15 protein-coding genes, 3 tRNA genes and 1 pseudogene are annotated in these 13,799 nt (G+C 37.6%); 15 read left to right on the top strand and 4 right to left on the bottom strand.

Features of this window, described 5'->3' with window-relative positions; all coding sequences use genetic code 11:
* Positions 1-8: 8 nt before the first annotated feature.
* The 8 genes from FCI53_RS03885 to htpX all read left to right on the top strand — a co-directional run bounded on the left by FCI53_RS03885 (position 9) and on the right by htpX (position 4,406).
* A complete protein-coding gene (locus FCI53_RS03885) occupies positions 9-587 on the top strand; it encodes a CBO0543 family protein (RefSeq protein WP_138416039.1) in 579 nt (192 codons plus the stop codon).
* Positions 588-903: 316 nt separating this feature from the next.
* The gene (locus tag FCI53_RS03880) at positions 904-1,809 is read left to right on the top strand and encodes a hypothetical protein (protein ID WP_138416037.1); all 906 of its coding nucleotides are present in this window, start codon (positions 904-906) and stop codon (positions 1,807-1,809) included.
* 294 nt (positions 1,810-2,103) lie between these two features.
* Positions 2,104-2,397, top strand: coding sequence for a hypothetical protein (locus FCI53_RS21320; protein ID WP_171038051.1), 294 nt, complete (start codon positions 2,104-2,106; stop codon positions 2,395-2,397).
* A gap of 11 nt (positions 2,398-2,408) precedes the next feature.
* The gene (locus FCI53_RS21650) at positions 2,409-2,768 is read left to right on the top strand and encodes a hypothetical protein (RefSeq protein ID WP_210238479.1); all 360 of its coding nucleotides are present in this window, start codon (positions 2,409-2,411) and stop codon (positions 2,766-2,768) included.
* 132 nt (positions 2,769-2,900) lie between these two features.
* A tRNA-Asn gene (locus FCI53_RS03870) sits at positions 2,901-2,975 on the top strand.
* Position 2,976: 1 nt separating this feature from the next.
* Positions 2,977-3,047 (top strand) — tRNA-OTHER (locus FCI53_RS21315).
* A 14-nt stretch (positions 3,048-3,061) separates the two neighbouring features.
* Positions 3,062-3,136, top strand: a tRNA-Gln gene (locus FCI53_RS03865).
* A 355-nt stretch (positions 3,137-3,491) separates the two neighbouring features.
* Positions 3,492-4,406, top strand: coding sequence for a protease HtpX (htpX, locus tag FCI53_RS03860; protein ID WP_138416034.1), 915 nt, complete (start codon positions 3,492-3,494; stop codon positions 4,404-4,406).
* Positions 4,407-4,519: 113 nt separating this feature from the next.
* On the opposite strand, the gene FCI53_RS03855 is transcribed toward htpX, so the two are convergent.
* Positions 4,520-4,795 carry a DUF1292 domain-containing protein gene (locus FCI53_RS03855; protein ID WP_138416032.1) on the bottom strand — a complete coding sequence of 92 codons (276 nt, stop codon included), beginning with the start codon at positions 4,793-4,795 and terminating at the stop codon, positions 4,520-4,522.
* Between the two features lie 173 nt (positions 4,796-4,968).
* On the opposite strand from FCI53_RS03855, the gene FCI53_RS21310 reads away from it, so the two are divergent.
* Positions 4,969-5,142: a hypothetical protein gene (locus FCI53_RS21310; protein WP_171038050.1), complete on the top strand. Its 174-nt coding sequence runs from the start codon at positions 4,969-4,971 to the stop codon at positions 5,140-5,142.
* Positions 5,143-5,327: 185 nt separating this feature from the next.
* Here the strand turns inward: FCI53_RS21310 and FCI53_RS03850 are convergent, their stop codons facing one another.
* Together FCI53_RS03850 and FCI53_RS03845 are read right to left on the bottom strand one after the other, a co-directional pair.
* Positions 5,328-6,146 (bottom strand): YheC/YheD family protein, encoded by an 819-nt coding sequence (locus tag FCI53_RS03850; RefSeq protein ID WP_138416030.1) that lies wholly within the window; start codon positions 6,144-6,146, stop codon positions 5,328-5,330.
* A 170-nt stretch (positions 6,147-6,316) separates the two neighbouring features.
* Complete coding sequence (locus FCI53_RS03845) at positions 6,317-6,826, bottom strand: hypothetical protein (RefSeq protein ID WP_138416026.1); 510 nt, start codon at positions 6,824-6,826, stop codon at positions 6,317-6,319.
* Between the two features lie 203 nt (positions 6,827-7,029).
* On the opposite strand from FCI53_RS03845, the gene FCI53_RS03840 reads away from it, so the two are divergent.
* From FCI53_RS03840 to FCI53_RS03815, 6 genes and pseudogenes are all read left to right on the top strand, one after another.
* A complete protein-coding gene (locus FCI53_RS03840; RefSeq protein WP_138416024.1) occupies positions 7,030-7,278 on the top strand; it encodes a DUF6171 family protein in 249 nt (82 codons plus the stop codon).
* Positions 7,279-7,363: 85 nt separating this feature from the next.
* A complete protein-coding gene (locus FCI53_RS03835; RefSeq protein WP_342774169.1) occupies positions 7,364-8,005 on the top strand; it encodes a DUF4986 domain-containing protein in 642 nt (213 codons plus the stop codon).
* A gap of 223 nt (positions 8,006-8,228) precedes the next feature.
* Entirely contained in the window at positions 8,229-9,350 is a 1,122-nt protein-coding gene (gene tnpB / locus FCI53_RS03830; RefSeq protein ID WP_138416020.1) for an IS200/IS605 family element RNA-guided endonuclease TnpB, read from the top strand.
* Positions 9,351-9,443: 93 nt separating this feature from the next.
* The gene (locus tag FCI53_RS03825; RefSeq protein ID WP_138416018.1) at positions 9,444-9,959 is read left to right on the top strand and encodes a DUF6805 domain-containing protein; all 516 of its coding nucleotides are present in this window, start codon (positions 9,444-9,446) and stop codon (positions 9,957-9,959) included.
* A gap of 94 nt (positions 9,960-10,053) precedes the next feature.
* A pseudogene (locus FCI53_RS03820) lies at positions 10,054-10,643 on the top strand (alpha-galactosidase); the annotation flags it as partial.
* 384 nt (positions 10,644-11,027) lie between these two features.
* Positions 11,028-12,392 carry a DUF6880 family protein gene (locus tag FCI53_RS03815; protein ID WP_138416016.1) on the top strand — a complete coding sequence of 455 codons (1,365 nt, stop codon included), beginning with the start codon at positions 11,028-11,030 and terminating at the stop codon, positions 12,390-12,392.
* A 71-nt stretch (positions 12,393-12,463) separates the two neighbouring features.
* Here FCI53_RS03815 and FCI53_RS03810 read toward each other — a convergent pair whose 3' ends face one another.
* Positions 12,464-13,684 (bottom strand): helix-turn-helix domain-containing protein, encoded by a 1,221-nt coding sequence (locus tag FCI53_RS03810; RefSeq protein ID WP_138416014.1) that lies wholly within the window; start codon positions 13,682-13,684, stop codon positions 12,464-12,466.
* Positions 13,685-13,799 lie beyond the last annotated feature (115 nt).

Raw genomic sequence — 13,799 nt, 5'->3', positions numbered from 1 at the left:
ACTAATCAATGTCTATGGAAGCGATTTTTATGCTAACGATGATCGTCGCAGCAAGTTTAGGTTGTTTATTTTTTATTCGAATTGATTTCAAAAGCTATGGGTTATTATTCCTTATCAGTATGGTATCGGCTAATTTATTATGCTATTTGTTTATTATCTCAGGATTTTACACGTATCCGAATAATGTCTTGCACGGCGATCTCCGTTTACCATATGGATTAATATCGACACTAATTCCGTTTATCGTGATGTTTAGTGTCCGATATAGTCCAGAAAAATGGGTTTGGAAGATACCATTTTATTGGGCTGTTATTCATATGGGAGTTTTAGGGGAAGTAATTTTAAAAGGGACATCCATTTTTAAATTTGAAGCCGAATGGGATTTATGGGACAGCTATACATTATGGTGGATTTATTATTTGTTGTTTGAGCTATTAGGTGGAAAAATAATTCCAGCACAATTGCGAAAACCAATTACTGCCGATGCTTTTCGCTATGGGCGTTGGGCTTGGATTATATTCCATATTATTGTGATCGTCACGATCTTTTTAGCTGGTATTTATGTTGGGGTAACAGTGTTTGCCTAATTAAAAGCATAGTTAAGGACCTTATTTTGTTTTGGCAGAATAGGGTTTTTTAATGTTAGCAGCGTAAAGAACTATTTTATCCAGGTGCAACCGTCCCTTAGATACCCACTTCAATACATGAAATGAAACGAAGATGTTTAACGGGAGTAAACGTTCGCTTTCAACTCGTTTGGTGCGTTCTCAGAATCGAGCAGGTAAAGAGCCAAAAACCCCCCCACTGATTGAAGTTTCACTTTATACCGATTCACTAACATAGCACTTACGTGGTATGTTAGTAGTAGGAAAAATTTGATAAAAAGCAGGGGGAGAATGTTTCGTGAATCAATATAAAAAATATGTTGTAACCTTTGTTGTTGGTGCTCTAATTGTAAGCTTGGTGATGAATTTTCGAATGTTTTCCAAAATGGATCAAGTCGAACAACAGATTCATTCGATTTCAAATAGCCAACAGCAATTGACGGATAGTGTTAACCGGCAATCAAATGAAATAAATGGGATTTTGCAAGACTTTAAACAGGAACAGAGCTGGATCAGTGATATTAGGATGCAACCTAATACAGAAACAGATAGTGATGGGCAAATGCAATTGGGGTTTGAATGGCAAGTGAAAGAGTTGCCAGATAACGCAGAAGTTGATTTTCACTATAGCCTAGGAAAACAAGATGAATTTGAACAGGTCTCATCAAAGCAACTGCAGGATGGGCTGTTTCAAGCTAGCTTTCCCGTTGAGGTGGAGACGAGACCACAGTGGGAAGTAACATATATTGGTAATCAACACGCACAAGAACAAATGCAAGTGGAAGAACAAACAGATGAGGACAGGCGTAATCATGACTTACGCTACTATGTGACAGTGTCGCATGGTGAAACGCTTAAAAGTAGTACGATCCAGCGGTCCAATATTGAACATCTTCGTCGAGGCGGGTATGGTGTAGTTCAAGTTGATCTCAATCAACATCAAGATTCTTACTCAGTTCATGTGATCAATCATGAAACAAGCACAAATGTCATGCTAGAGGACGTATATGTCTTAACATACAAAAATGGTACATTAGTAGAGGAACAGAAACTTGAGCCAGATTCCGGACAACCAGAAAATGCGCCGAATCGTACAACCTTTTATCATTTAAACAAAATTGAGGCCGATGAGGACACACGTTTTGTGATGAAGGCAGTGTATAATAATGGTGAAACGTTTGAAAAGAACGTCCATACGCCATAAGGAACACACACCAGCTTGGATCTGCTTTTTTTGGTCGGAGGGCTGGTGTTTTTTTTGTAGTTGTAGAAGAGTTATTGGCGTTATATGAGAAGAAAAATATGAAACATCATCCATGTAAAATCGTATGGTTAGTTAGCTGTTACTGTTGAAGTAGGGGGGATTGTTCTGGCAAAGAAAGTGTATTGCAATAAATGTGAACTAGAAATTAAGAGAAAAGACGATTTAGTAACTTCTTCCTTAGTTTTTGAAGTTGTACCGTATCATGAGGAATGTTACACCAAGGATTTAAAGGGAGTGAAAACCTTCTTTTTAGCAAATGAACCAATTAATGGTTTTTCAGGTAATGTGAGAGTTGTCATTGTCACGCTGTTCACGATTGGTTGTTTATTATTTGTAAAGCCAAAAGGCATTGCTATTATAGGATTGATCCCTATTGCTTACAGAATTAAATTTTTATTATTACTACGAACGAAAACTAAAAAAATAGTTAACAATAGAGAAGACATAGAAATAGAGCTTTTGTTTATTTCTTTGGGCAGAGTATGTATGAGATGGCTGTTAAGCAGTGCAAATCAGTTGAAAAGTTAGGAGGTGCTGAGTTGGTAGAAAATGTTTTTTTCATTCTTTTTTTGGTTCCGGTATATGGTTTGTTGATTTGGTCTTATTTTTATCCTGTAGAAACTATGCTCTTTGGAGAGAGGTGGTTGTATAAAAAAGAACCAGAGTATTCTAGTGAAGCAATTGCTTGGACCAAATTTTCAGCAGTGGTAGGAATGTTTGTATTAACGATCATCATAAGTTCAATTTTCCATATTTACTGGTTTAGAGCTGTGCTCGTTTTAGGATTATTTATGTTATGTATAGACTTTTTAAATTGCGGAAAAGACAACTTAAGGATTAGCTTTGGGAACGCCTTATGCCTCCCTCCTGTGAAAGTAAACAGAATAAAAACTTTTTAAAAATTTTATGTATAAAAACCATTATTGCTGCAATACTATAAAATGTAACAGGGAAAAGACATAAAACAATAAAATAAAACAAAGGCACGCCCCCTATGCCTATCGGTTGTAAAAATTAATTTCATCGATTAATCCACAGTAGCTCAGTGGTAGAGCAATCGGCTGTTAACCGATTAGTCGTAGGTTCGAACCCTACCTGTGGAGCCATGGAGAAGTACTTAAGTAATGGAAGAGGCGCCACTGCATGTGCAGTAGAGGGTTCAAATCCCTCCTTCTCCGCTAATGTTCATTGTTGGGCTATAGCCAAGCGGTAAGGCAGCGGTTTTTGGTACCGTTATGCGCTGGTTCGAATCCAGCTAGCCCAGCCATTTTTTACATATACACATGGATGAAGTTTCTATTTATTTGCAAACAACTAGATTGACTTTTTAATTTTTTCATACTATTATTTACTTTAATAGTAAAAACAATGGTAATAGACTCCAAAGGGGAGTAGCTAACAGTTATGTCGTCATTACGTGATGGATTCCATCACCGGCCTAACTGGCAACAGTTGTTGTTTGCGAGACCTTTGCCTATAGGTAAAGGTGTAATTGGATAAGTTCAGAACCTTTACCTAAAGCAGGTAAAGGTTTTTTTAGGATAAGGGGGTAGGGGGAACGGTAGGATTAGGTGAAAAAACTTAACATTTTACTAAAATAATAGAAAAAATGGAGGGACATAATGGGTAAGCGAATTTTCTTTTTTCTTTTAACAAACATTCTTGTCATGACAACGATTGTGATCGTATGGTCCGCGATTACCGCTTTTACAGGGGTTAGTGGTTCCTTTCAAACAGGTGGTCCTGGCTTAGGAATTGATTATGGTTCCTTAATGGTCTTTAGTTTACTAGTAGGTTTTGCGGGATCGTTTATTTCACTGGCAATGTCACGTTGGATGGCGAAAATGATGATGAAGGTCAAAGTTATTGATACAAATAATCCAGCAAATGCACATGAACAAGCAGTTGTGGAAAAAGTACATCGACTTTCCCGCGCAGCAGGTCTTATGCATATGCCAGAGGTTGGAATCTATCAATCTGCTGAAGTTAACGCGTTTGCAACAGGTCCAACCAAAAAGCGTTCGTTGGTTGCTGTTTCGTCAGGATTGTTGAACACAATGGATGACGATGCGGTGGAAGGCGTTATTGCTCACGAAGTCGCGCACGTAGCTAATGGAGATATGGTGACGATGACCTTGTTACAAGGGATCGTCAACACCTTTGTTGTGTTTTTCTCAAGAATTGCAGCAATTATCGTTTCGCGCTTCGTACGTGAAGAAATGCAGTGGGTGGTCCAATTTGCAGCGATTATTATTTTCCAAATACTGTTCTCGATATTAGGAAGTATAGTCGTCAGTGCCTATTCACGTTACAGAGAATATCATGCCGATCGTGGCGGAGCAGACTTGGCTGGTCGTGATAAAATGACACACGCATTGCAATCTTTAAAAGCGTATGTTGATCGTGCTAAAATCGATGATCGGACAGATGATTCTGCGATCCAAACGATGAAAATCAATTCAAAGGGTGGCCTAATCTCGCTCTTTTCTAGCCACCCAGACTTAGATGATCGAATTGCACGATTGAAACAAAGATAATTTTGTAAATGACAATAAGAAAACGAGACTGGGGAAAAAGTGGAATGTTAAATACCACAATCACAGTCTCGTTTTTTGTTAATATAGTGATGGGAATGTGGAGGGATCCTAAGCTAGTCTTCTTCCACATCATCCAAAATGGCATCAAACGCTTCAGATACTTTATCGAATTCCTCATCAGAATCGATTGCCGCTAACTCTCCATTATCGTCCACTTTTAGGAAATAGATGTCGATGTTCTCTGCATTTTCATCTTGAACATCTTCCACTAAGCTAACTGCTACATAATCAATTTCTTGTAAGGTTACCTTTGCTAATACCTCAACCTCTTGCTCTTCATCTGTTTCATCACTAATAGAAAAAATATCTCCAACTTTAATTTCTTCCATGTTTGCTCCTCCTTATACGGTGTCTTAATAGTTAGGTTTTCAATTAGTAGGAAAAATCATACCAACCTTTCATTATTTGGTGGAACAACAAATTATATAATTTCTGTTGAAAGCGGTTACCTGGGTGTGCTATAATAAGATTACACAATAATTACTAAGGGAGAAATACAACTATGAAACAATACATCTTTCATTTAAATAAATCAGTAGAAAGTAAAGAAATTAAAATTATTGCGTCAGGAATGCTTGATGCGTTTACACAAGTAAAAGACCTTAAAAAGAAATTGATGCAGGAAACATCTGATAATGTTGATATTCAATTTAAAGGTACGATTTATTCTCAATAAATGGCAAAATATAAAGCGTTGTCATAAAGGGGAGGTCATCCAAAGTGGATGGCCTTCTTTTATGCATTAATAGAAAATTTGGAGGCATAATACCGCAGTCCGAAAATGTAGATGAACAAAATACTCTTCCAAGTTAGAAAGGTTTGGCAATCGTTAGTGTCGTTTACTGGAACATATTTTTTTAATTACACTTTGTTCTTACTCCAGAACTTTTTCCGCTGTTTGTCTTTTGCTATCATTTGTTTGTAAATGGTCTTATTCGGTAACTTTTTAAATAGATCGTATGCTGGTCTCCCATTTCGGTCATTGGTATTCACTTCTAATAACCACAAGTTTCCTTCATGATCGATTCCAAAGTCAGCCCCAATATCGATAAATGGATAGTAATGGTCTAATAGCCTTGCGATGGCAAATGCGGAATTTGTTAACTTTTCTCTCGTTACATAGGCATTGTTTGGACTATATAATTGATTTAAAATCGCGTCTGTTTCCACAATGCCGCCACCCTTCGCAAATAAGTTGGAGACGACTGCGCCTTCCCCACCGATTCGAATTAAATCTCCAGCATATAACCACTGCCCTAATTCATCACGCTGCAAATGCACACGAATGTCAAATGCTCTACGATTGGCTGAAACTAGGGGTGCTTGTTGTTGAATGATCGCAATTGACTTGGCGTATTGTTGAAAGATTATGTGAGTGAGATTCTGTTTTGTCGTAACAAACTGACTGGCACCATTAGGCATTTGTATCATAAAACCTTGATGTGTTGGGGTGATGAGCGTAATGTCTTTTCCTAACCAAGTATCAACTGGTTTGATATAAAAAGGTGCTGAACCAGATGTAAATCGATCAAGCGATGAAAAGGATAAAAGTTCTGTATATGGAATTTGAAAAGGAAGGTTATGTGGCACTAATAACTTATACATTTCCCATTTATTGAAAAACAAACGTTCTTCGTCAAAATATATATCTGTATAAAAAGCGTCATTATATTGACTCATCAACACAAAGTCCCCCTATCGATGAAAAGCTATGATATATGTCTATGTAAGGAAGAACTAGGAGGTGAATAGCGGGACACGGATTGCGGGACATGGGGACAGGGCACTTGTCCCACAAGTGACAAGCATTACTAGGTCTTCTGGGACAGCGGACCTGTCCCCATGTCCCGCTATTGTTGGAAATGGTTGATGATTTTTAACTGTTCATCATCATCTACATGTGTTGTAACAGACCACTCCATATGCTTGATATAATCACTATATATTTTTTCGAAATTAGCTTGTTGTGTTGCCATCTCATAATGTACTTGTTTGACGTTATCGTTTTTCATCATTAATGCGGAAAGGAAGTTATTATTTGCCATAAACTTAGCTGTTGAATGTAGTTCGAGTACAATCGATTTATCCGAAGGTTGTTTGATTGGACTAGCTTGATTTAGTTGTAATTGATTAAAAACTTGTTGCAAAGGAATTACTTGGACCCAGTGGTTGTGATAAGGATCCAATAAGGAAAGCATAACGTCAACATGATTTTCCATTATAATGGTTTGGGCATTCGTGATCTGTTTTATATAAGGATCACGAATCTGTTGATAATATTGCTTTAATTTATGAAGTTGCCCCTTATGTGTAGATAAATGTTCATTCATCAAACTAACATCAATTGCTGGTAAAGACATTAATTTACCTCCTAAAAACTAGTTGTACACCCATACTATATGACTTTTAAATAAAATAGTGACAAGTGAAGAGCACCGTTCTATGCTACAATATAGAGAGTAGAGTGGGACATGGGGACAGGGCACTTGTCCCACAAGTGACACCGTCCTGTCTGGGACAGCAAACCTGTCCCCATGTCCCATACATGGAAAGGATGGGGTATATGACTTGTAAGGGGTGCATGCAATCCGTTATTGTTTCGGATGACTATATTCAAAAGCAAGTTGAGGAACAACTTTTGTTAGAGACTGATGTGGTGGATGATGCGTTATATGAACAACGACTTGAAAAATGTAAACGCTGTCCATCGCTCCTGTATGATACTACTTGTGCTCATTGCGGCTGTTTTGTGCAGTTTAGGGCGAAATTAGCATATAAAAGTTGTCCATATCCAGAAGGGTCTAAATGGTAGAAGATTTCACAGGTGCGAGTGTTGTTCGAAAGTGCGAGTTTGACTACATTTATTTTCTACAAAAAAGGAGTGTTGAACATGGAAAATACGAAATTATTGCAAGATACAATCTATTGATGACGAAGCGCTTTATGTTAACTTATTTATTTCTTCCCAATTGGACATAGAGGAGAAAGGATTAAAAGTAATACAAGAAACATCCTTCCCTGAATCGGATCGGACAACTTTAACATTTCAAGAAGCAACAGGTGAACCACTCACGGTTAAAGTTCGCGTTCCGTATTGGGTGGACGGGGAAGTATTGGCAAAAGTGAATGGCGAACTAGTAGATACAACAGTGAAAAGTGGCTATTTGTATTTGGATAGAAATTGGCAAAGCGGCGATAAAATGGAAGTGCAACTGCCCATGAACCTTCATACGTATGTTGCAAAAGATGACAAGAAGAAACAGGTGATCATGTATGGACCAGTCGTACTTGCTGGTGCTTTAGGAACGGAAAATTTTCCACAAACAGATATTTTAGCCGATCACCAAGCATTAAATAACCATCCATTAATCGATGTTACTGTGTTAGTTGCGAACGAACATAATCTTAATGAGTGGGTAAGCAAGGTTGATGATTCGCTTACATTTAAAACCGATACAGTAGGTCAACCTGGGAATGAATCTGTCACCCTTATTCCGTTTTATGCGTTGCATTATCAGCGTTATACCATTTATCATTAGAGGCGAGAAGACTCCACCCTCAAGGAATGAGAAGGGCGATAGCCCAATGAGTAGGGTGGAGATGAATCGCCTTCGGACAAGGAATAGCTTTAGCTATCTCAATTGTCCGACTAACTAGTCTAAGGTTCTAAAGCATTTTTTCAATTCTCCTCCCTAAGGGGAACAAATGTTTGTACTTTGTTGAGTCATCGTGTATAATAAAAAGAAAAGGGAGGTGACTGTCTTGCTTGGCCATAGGGCTTATAAATACAGAATCTATCCTAACCCGAATCAAGCTATCTTAATAAATAAAACCATAGGATGTTCTCGTTTTGTGTTCAATCATTTTCTGTCAAAATGGAATGCAACGTATAAGAAAACGGGAAAAGGTTTGACCTACAACATTTGTTCTTCCCAACTCCCGCAATTAAAGAAAGTATTGGATTGGCTAAAAGAAGTGGATAGCATTGCTATTCAATCCACCGTTAGAAACCTTGCCGATTCTTTTGCCAGGTTCTTCAAAAAACAAACCAATGCTCCACGTTTTAAGTCCAAAAACAACAAGGTGCAATCCTACACAACAAAATACACGAACGACAATATTGCAATTGTTGGAAACAGAATCAAATTACCTAAACTTGGACTTGTGAAATTCGCTAAAAGTCGCGAAGTAGAAGGTCGTATTTTAAATGTTACGGTGAGACGTAATCCAAGTGGTAAATACTTTGTATCCATTCTTGTTGAAACAGAAATACAAGCATTACCTAAAACAAACATGTCTGTTGGCATCGATGTTGGACTGAAAGACTTTGCCATTCTTTCTAGCGGAACAAAATACGAAAATCCAAAGTTTTTTCGGTCCCTAGAAAAGAAACTAGTAAAAGCGCAGAAGAAACTTGCAAGACGTAAGGAAGGTTCTTCCAATTGGCATAAACAACGAATCAAGGTTGCACGTATTCATGAAAAAATAATCAATATAAGAAAAGATTACTTGCATAAAATTTCATACAATATTGTCAAAAACCACGACATAGTTGGTATAGAGGATTTGCAAGTATCTAATCTATTGAAAAATCATAAGTTATCAAAGGCGATTAGCGAGGTAAGCTGGTCACAATTTCGGACAATGCTTGAATATAAAGTAAGGTGGTATGGGAAACAGGTCGTAGTTGTCGCTAAAAATTACCCTTCCAGCCAACTTTGTTCCTGTTGCGGCTATCAAAACAAAGACGTTAAGAATCTCGAATTGCGTAAGTGGGATTGCCCATCTTGTGGTACACATCACGACAGGGATCTTAACGCAAGTAAAAATATTAAAGATGAAGCAATAAGACTTCTAACCGTAGGTCCTACGGGGGTAGCCTAATTAAAACCGACTGTTAGGTTGGTGTTCTTAGGAATCTCCCACTTCAAACAGACCATAAGGTCGTTAAGTGGTGAGAGGGTTCAATGGAAGATTATGGACAAAGAGCAATATAGTAACTATAAAGATAAAGAGCAAGAAGAACTTGAAAAAGCGAGAAAAATTACTGTCGATACGGTCAATCCAAATGAACAACAACCCGAAGTTGATCACAATATTCAAATGAAACAGTCACAGTCAGGCTATTTAAACCTTGTTCATAGTGGTTGGAGAGATTGTCGAGGGGATGGCTTTTTTAGTTATGATATGAAAGTTGATCCGGAGCAATATATGTATTTATTAGTAACTTATTTTGGAAGCGATGCCACTTTACATGTGGATGGTAAATCCTATCAACGAGATTTCGATATTTTAATTGATGGTGAAGTAATTGCCAGTCAACAGTTGCATGCAAACAAGCCTGGAGCGCTTTTTGATGTTTGTTACGAAATACCTGCTCACTTAATGATCAACAAAGAAAAAGTCGAAGTTAGATTTAAGTCTGAGGAAGGAAAGGCTGCAGGCGGTGTTTATGGAGTGCGGATCTTAAATGAGAGAGCTACGTTTCATTAATTTTCCAATTGAAAAGGTACGTCATAAAATCGTTAGTGCGTCCCTAATAGGAAGATTTCTTTCTAGTAGGGACTAGCTAAAAGGAGGAAGAAAAGTGCAGCATCATCAGTATGCCATAACGCCACCAATGGGGTGGAATAGTTGGGATTGTTATGGCGCAACGGTCACAGAAGAGGAAGTGAAAGGGAATGCCGATTATATGGCAGAAAACTTGAAAACATATGGTTGGGAATATGTGGTAGTTGATATTCAGTGGTCAGAGTCTGGAGCCGTTTCATCTCGATATCGGCCATTTGTGCCATTGGAGATGGATGAGTTTTCTCGATTAAATCCGGCTGTTAACCGATTTCCATCAACAAAAGATGGTGCTGGTTTTAAACCATTAGCAGATTATGTCCATTCATTAGGTTTAAAATTTGGCATTCATATTATGCGTGGAATTCCACGGCAAGCGGTTCATCAGAACACACCTATTCTTGGTTCGGATGTGTGTGCACGTGACATTGCTAAACCAAACTCGATTTGTCCATGGAATACAGATATGTACGGGGTTGATGGAACGAAACAAGGTGCTCAAGCCTACTATGATTCCCTGTTTCAGTTATATGCAAATGGGGAGTAGATTTTGTAAAGGTAGATGATATTGCTGATTCAAAATTGTACGGCACGCACACAGATGAAATTAGGTGATTTAAAATCGAGGATATATAAATTAACGAAAATAACAGAACGATAATACATAAATAAATGGCTTGAATCGCATTGAGTTCTAACAACAATAGATGAGAAAACCGCAATTTATCCCAGTGCAACCGTCCGTAAGACTCCACTTCAAAACATGAAGTGAAACTAATTGGGAGTAAATTTTCGAGTTCAGCCCGATTTGTTCAAGGCGCCTGCGGGTCTCTCCTTGTGGTACTGACAATCAGTGAGGGATGAAAGAAACCTATTAATTGAAGTCTCTCATTATGAGAGTATACGTAACAGCACCTTTTTATTTGCGAAAGGATTGATACATTATGATAAACTAATAGAAAACGTTTCAATTTTGGGAAGGGGTCCGACAATTTGGATTTACATACAAAGATTTCCAAGCTTTCGAAAGAAGAATTGGTTGAACTAGTCTTGGATTTAGTTGAAAGCGATGAAGACATTGAGAAAAATGTGGAGTTTAAGTTACTTACACCGAATGATGAAATCAAGGCTAGTAAACAAGTAATTCGGAAGTATATTAATGAGAACAAGTGGCGCGGATTTATCTCTTGGCGAAATGTTCATGCTGCACTTCAAGGAGCGGAAATGGTGCTTGAGAAAGGTAGGAACAAGCTTGTCAATGGAGAAGAGGAGACGGCGATTCGTTTAGGTATTACCGTTGTCTCGATGGTGATTGATATGCTTCAATATACTGATGACTCTAATGGTGAAATTGGTTATGTCATCAGTGAAAGCACTACCTTATTGAAGGATGCATCTTCCATGGCGCTCTTATCGACCGATCATCATGTACAAGAAGAGATGTTTGAACTTATTTTAAAAGAAGCCATGCATAAGCGTTATGATGGATGGAATGATACGCGTTATGAGTTGTTGGATGTGTGTACGATTTATTCTGCTCGATCTTCTGCAAGAGAAAAACTGGAGGAAACACTGGAAAAGTTATTAAATAAGGTATTAACTGTCTCATCTTGGACATCGGATTATGATCAGCAAACAATTAAAGAATTGCAGTTAAAGATTCTAGAGCGTAATGGGGAAGAAGACAAAGCTCAGAGATTCATTAGTGAAAATATGAATTTTGGTGAATTCAGAAAAAGAGCAATTGAAAAAGAAATGGAAAATGGCAAATATGAAACTGCTTTAAAAGTTTGTGAAGATGGCGAAAGTAACGATAGCAAATACCCAGGCCTTGTTAAGGAGTGGAAGCAGTACCGTTTACAAATTTATGAGGCATTGGAAGATATTGATAAGCAAAAGGATGTTCTTTTGGAATTTGTATACGATAATGAGTACGAAGCATATGGAAAGTTAAAAGATTTGTATTCTTCGGAAGAATGGCAGGTTGTTGTTGAGCAAATATTCGATGAATTAGAAAATACATCGGGCTACTTGCCACATGTTTATGAATATATTGCCAAGGCGGAGAATCGTGCCGATAAAATTTTAAAATGGTGTAATCAGTCACCAGCCATGATTATAGAGCTTTACCCTTATCTATTGGATGATTATGCTGACAAGGTTGATGATATATTTACTAGTTACATAGATACGCTAGCAGAACAAGCATCTGACCGAAAAGAGTACCGCAACGTAGCTCAAAAATTAAAAATATACAAAGAAGCTTGCGGCGAATCAAAATTTGAAGAAAGATTGCATTATTTAGAAGAACTCTATCAACGCAAACGAGCATTCGTCGACGAACTACAAAAAATATAGTGGGACACGGGGCTCGTGTCCCATTTTTTGATGGAGGCGAATATGAAAGTGGTGGGACAACAAACCTGTCCCTATGTCCCATCTTTGGTTTTGATGTATTGGGTTGGGGTGAGGTTTGTCCATTTTTTAAATACTTTTGTAAAGTAATTTAGGTCATTAAATCCTAGCATGAAGGCGATGTCTGTGATAGATGCGGCCCCTCTGCGTAAATATAATTTTGCTTCTTCTACTCGTTTTTGATGGATAAAATCGGTGATTGTCATGTTGGTATCTTGTTTGAATTTTCGAGACAGGTGCGATGGGTTAACATGTATTTGTTCGGCGATGTATTTTAAAGTTAATGCTTCACCTAAATGTAATTGAATGTAGTTCACAGCTTTTTTGACAATTTGACTATAGCCCTCAGTTGAAAAACTTGTCACTAGATCACAGTATTCATTCGCCATTAATACGTTTAGTTTTTGTAGCTTTGGGATCGTTGTAGTTCGTTCAATCAAAATCGCAAACCGTTCTGAGATATTATGAAGATAAACAGGATGGACACCACTTTGTTCCGCAGCAAGGCGAAATAATGTGTTGGAAACAAATGCGATATTTTTTGAAGACCGAATTGGACTACCAGGTACACGATCTGAAAATTCTATGAAGTGAGACACGGAATCAATCAAGCGATTGACCGCTGCTTTATCCCCTTTTGAGATCGCGTGCATCAGTTTATTTTGTTGATGATAGCGTTTTTCAATAATTTCTTTATTTTCTTCAATATTCATTTTTAACAAGTGTCGGTTTGCTACTGGTTTTGTTGTACGAGATACGGTTTTGTTTGCGTCGATCATGTCATGTCCACATAAATTGATGAGCATTTCTCCAATATTTTCGCACTCAATATCACTTAAAACAGGCAGAGATTGGTAGAACTGTTCTAATTGTTTTCGTTCACTAATTGGCAGTTTATTTTCAGAAATCGTATCTTTAATGAGATCAATAATCGAGAGACTAGAAACAAACGGGCCGACAAGCAGGCAACCATCAAAGGTTTCATTTTCCCAAACACCAACTGCGATATACTCTAAACCAAAGGTATTTATATGGTGATAAAAATGATGGGAATCATGCTGTTTTAGTGTGTCGGTAATAGATAAATACTCTGTCTCAGGGTGATCGATTACGACGGGAAGCAAGTGATCAACTAATTGAAAATGGATCTCTCCATTCGAATCCGCGAAGCGGGTATCAAGTTTTGTTACAGAATGCATCATCCGGCAAATTTTTTCTACATCCGTTTGATTCATAATGGGTCTCCTTTCTATATCTCCTTCAAATGTACGTGAAAATAAACAAAAAAGCAATAATAATACGGATTAAGTAAAAATAATACGATAAAAAGAAAGCGCTTTTTATTATAAT

Origin of the sequence: Aquibacillus sediminis, from assembly GCF_005870085.1 — a bacterium.
Classification (GTDB): Bacteria; Bacillota; Bacilli; order Bacillales; family Amphibacillaceae; genus Aquibacillus_E; species Aquibacillus_E sediminis.
Note: the sequence above shows the minus strand (reverse complement) of the source record. Positions and strands in the feature narration are given on the sequence as shown.

Coding starts and splice junctions, on each gene's coding strand:
- FCI53_RS03885 (WP_138416039.1), top strand. CDS start 9: ATGTCTATGGAAGCGATTTTTATGCTAACGATGATCGTCGCAGCAAGT.
- htpX (WP_138416034.1), top strand. CDS start 3,492: ATGGGTAAGCGAATTTTCTTTTTTCTTTTAACAAACATTCTTGTCATG.
- FCI53_RS03855 (WP_138416032.1), bottom strand. CDS start 4,795: ATGGAAGAAATTAAAGTTGGAGATATTTTTTCTATTAGTGATGAAACA.
- FCI53_RS21310 (WP_171038050.1), top strand. CDS start 4,969: ATGAAACAATACATCTTTCATTTAAATAAATCAGTAGAAAGTAAAGAA.
- FCI53_RS03850 (WP_138416030.1), bottom strand. CDS start 6,146: ATGAGTCAATATAATGACGCTTTTTATACAGATATATATTTTGACGAA.
- FCI53_RS03845 (WP_138416026.1), bottom strand. CDS start 6,826: ATGTCTTTACCAGCAATTGATGTTAGTTTGATGAATGAACATTTATCT.
- FCI53_RS03840 (WP_138416024.1), top strand. CDS start 7,030: ATGACTTGTAAGGGGTGCATGCAATCCGTTATTGTTTCGGATGACTAT.
- FCI53_RS03825 (WP_138416018.1), top strand. CDS start 9,444: ATGGACAAAGAGCAATATAGTAACTATAAAGATAAAGAGCAAGAAGAA.
- FCI53_RS03810 (WP_138416014.1), bottom strand. CDS start 13,684: ATGAATCAAACGGATGTAGAAAAAATTTGCCGGATGATGCATTCTGTA.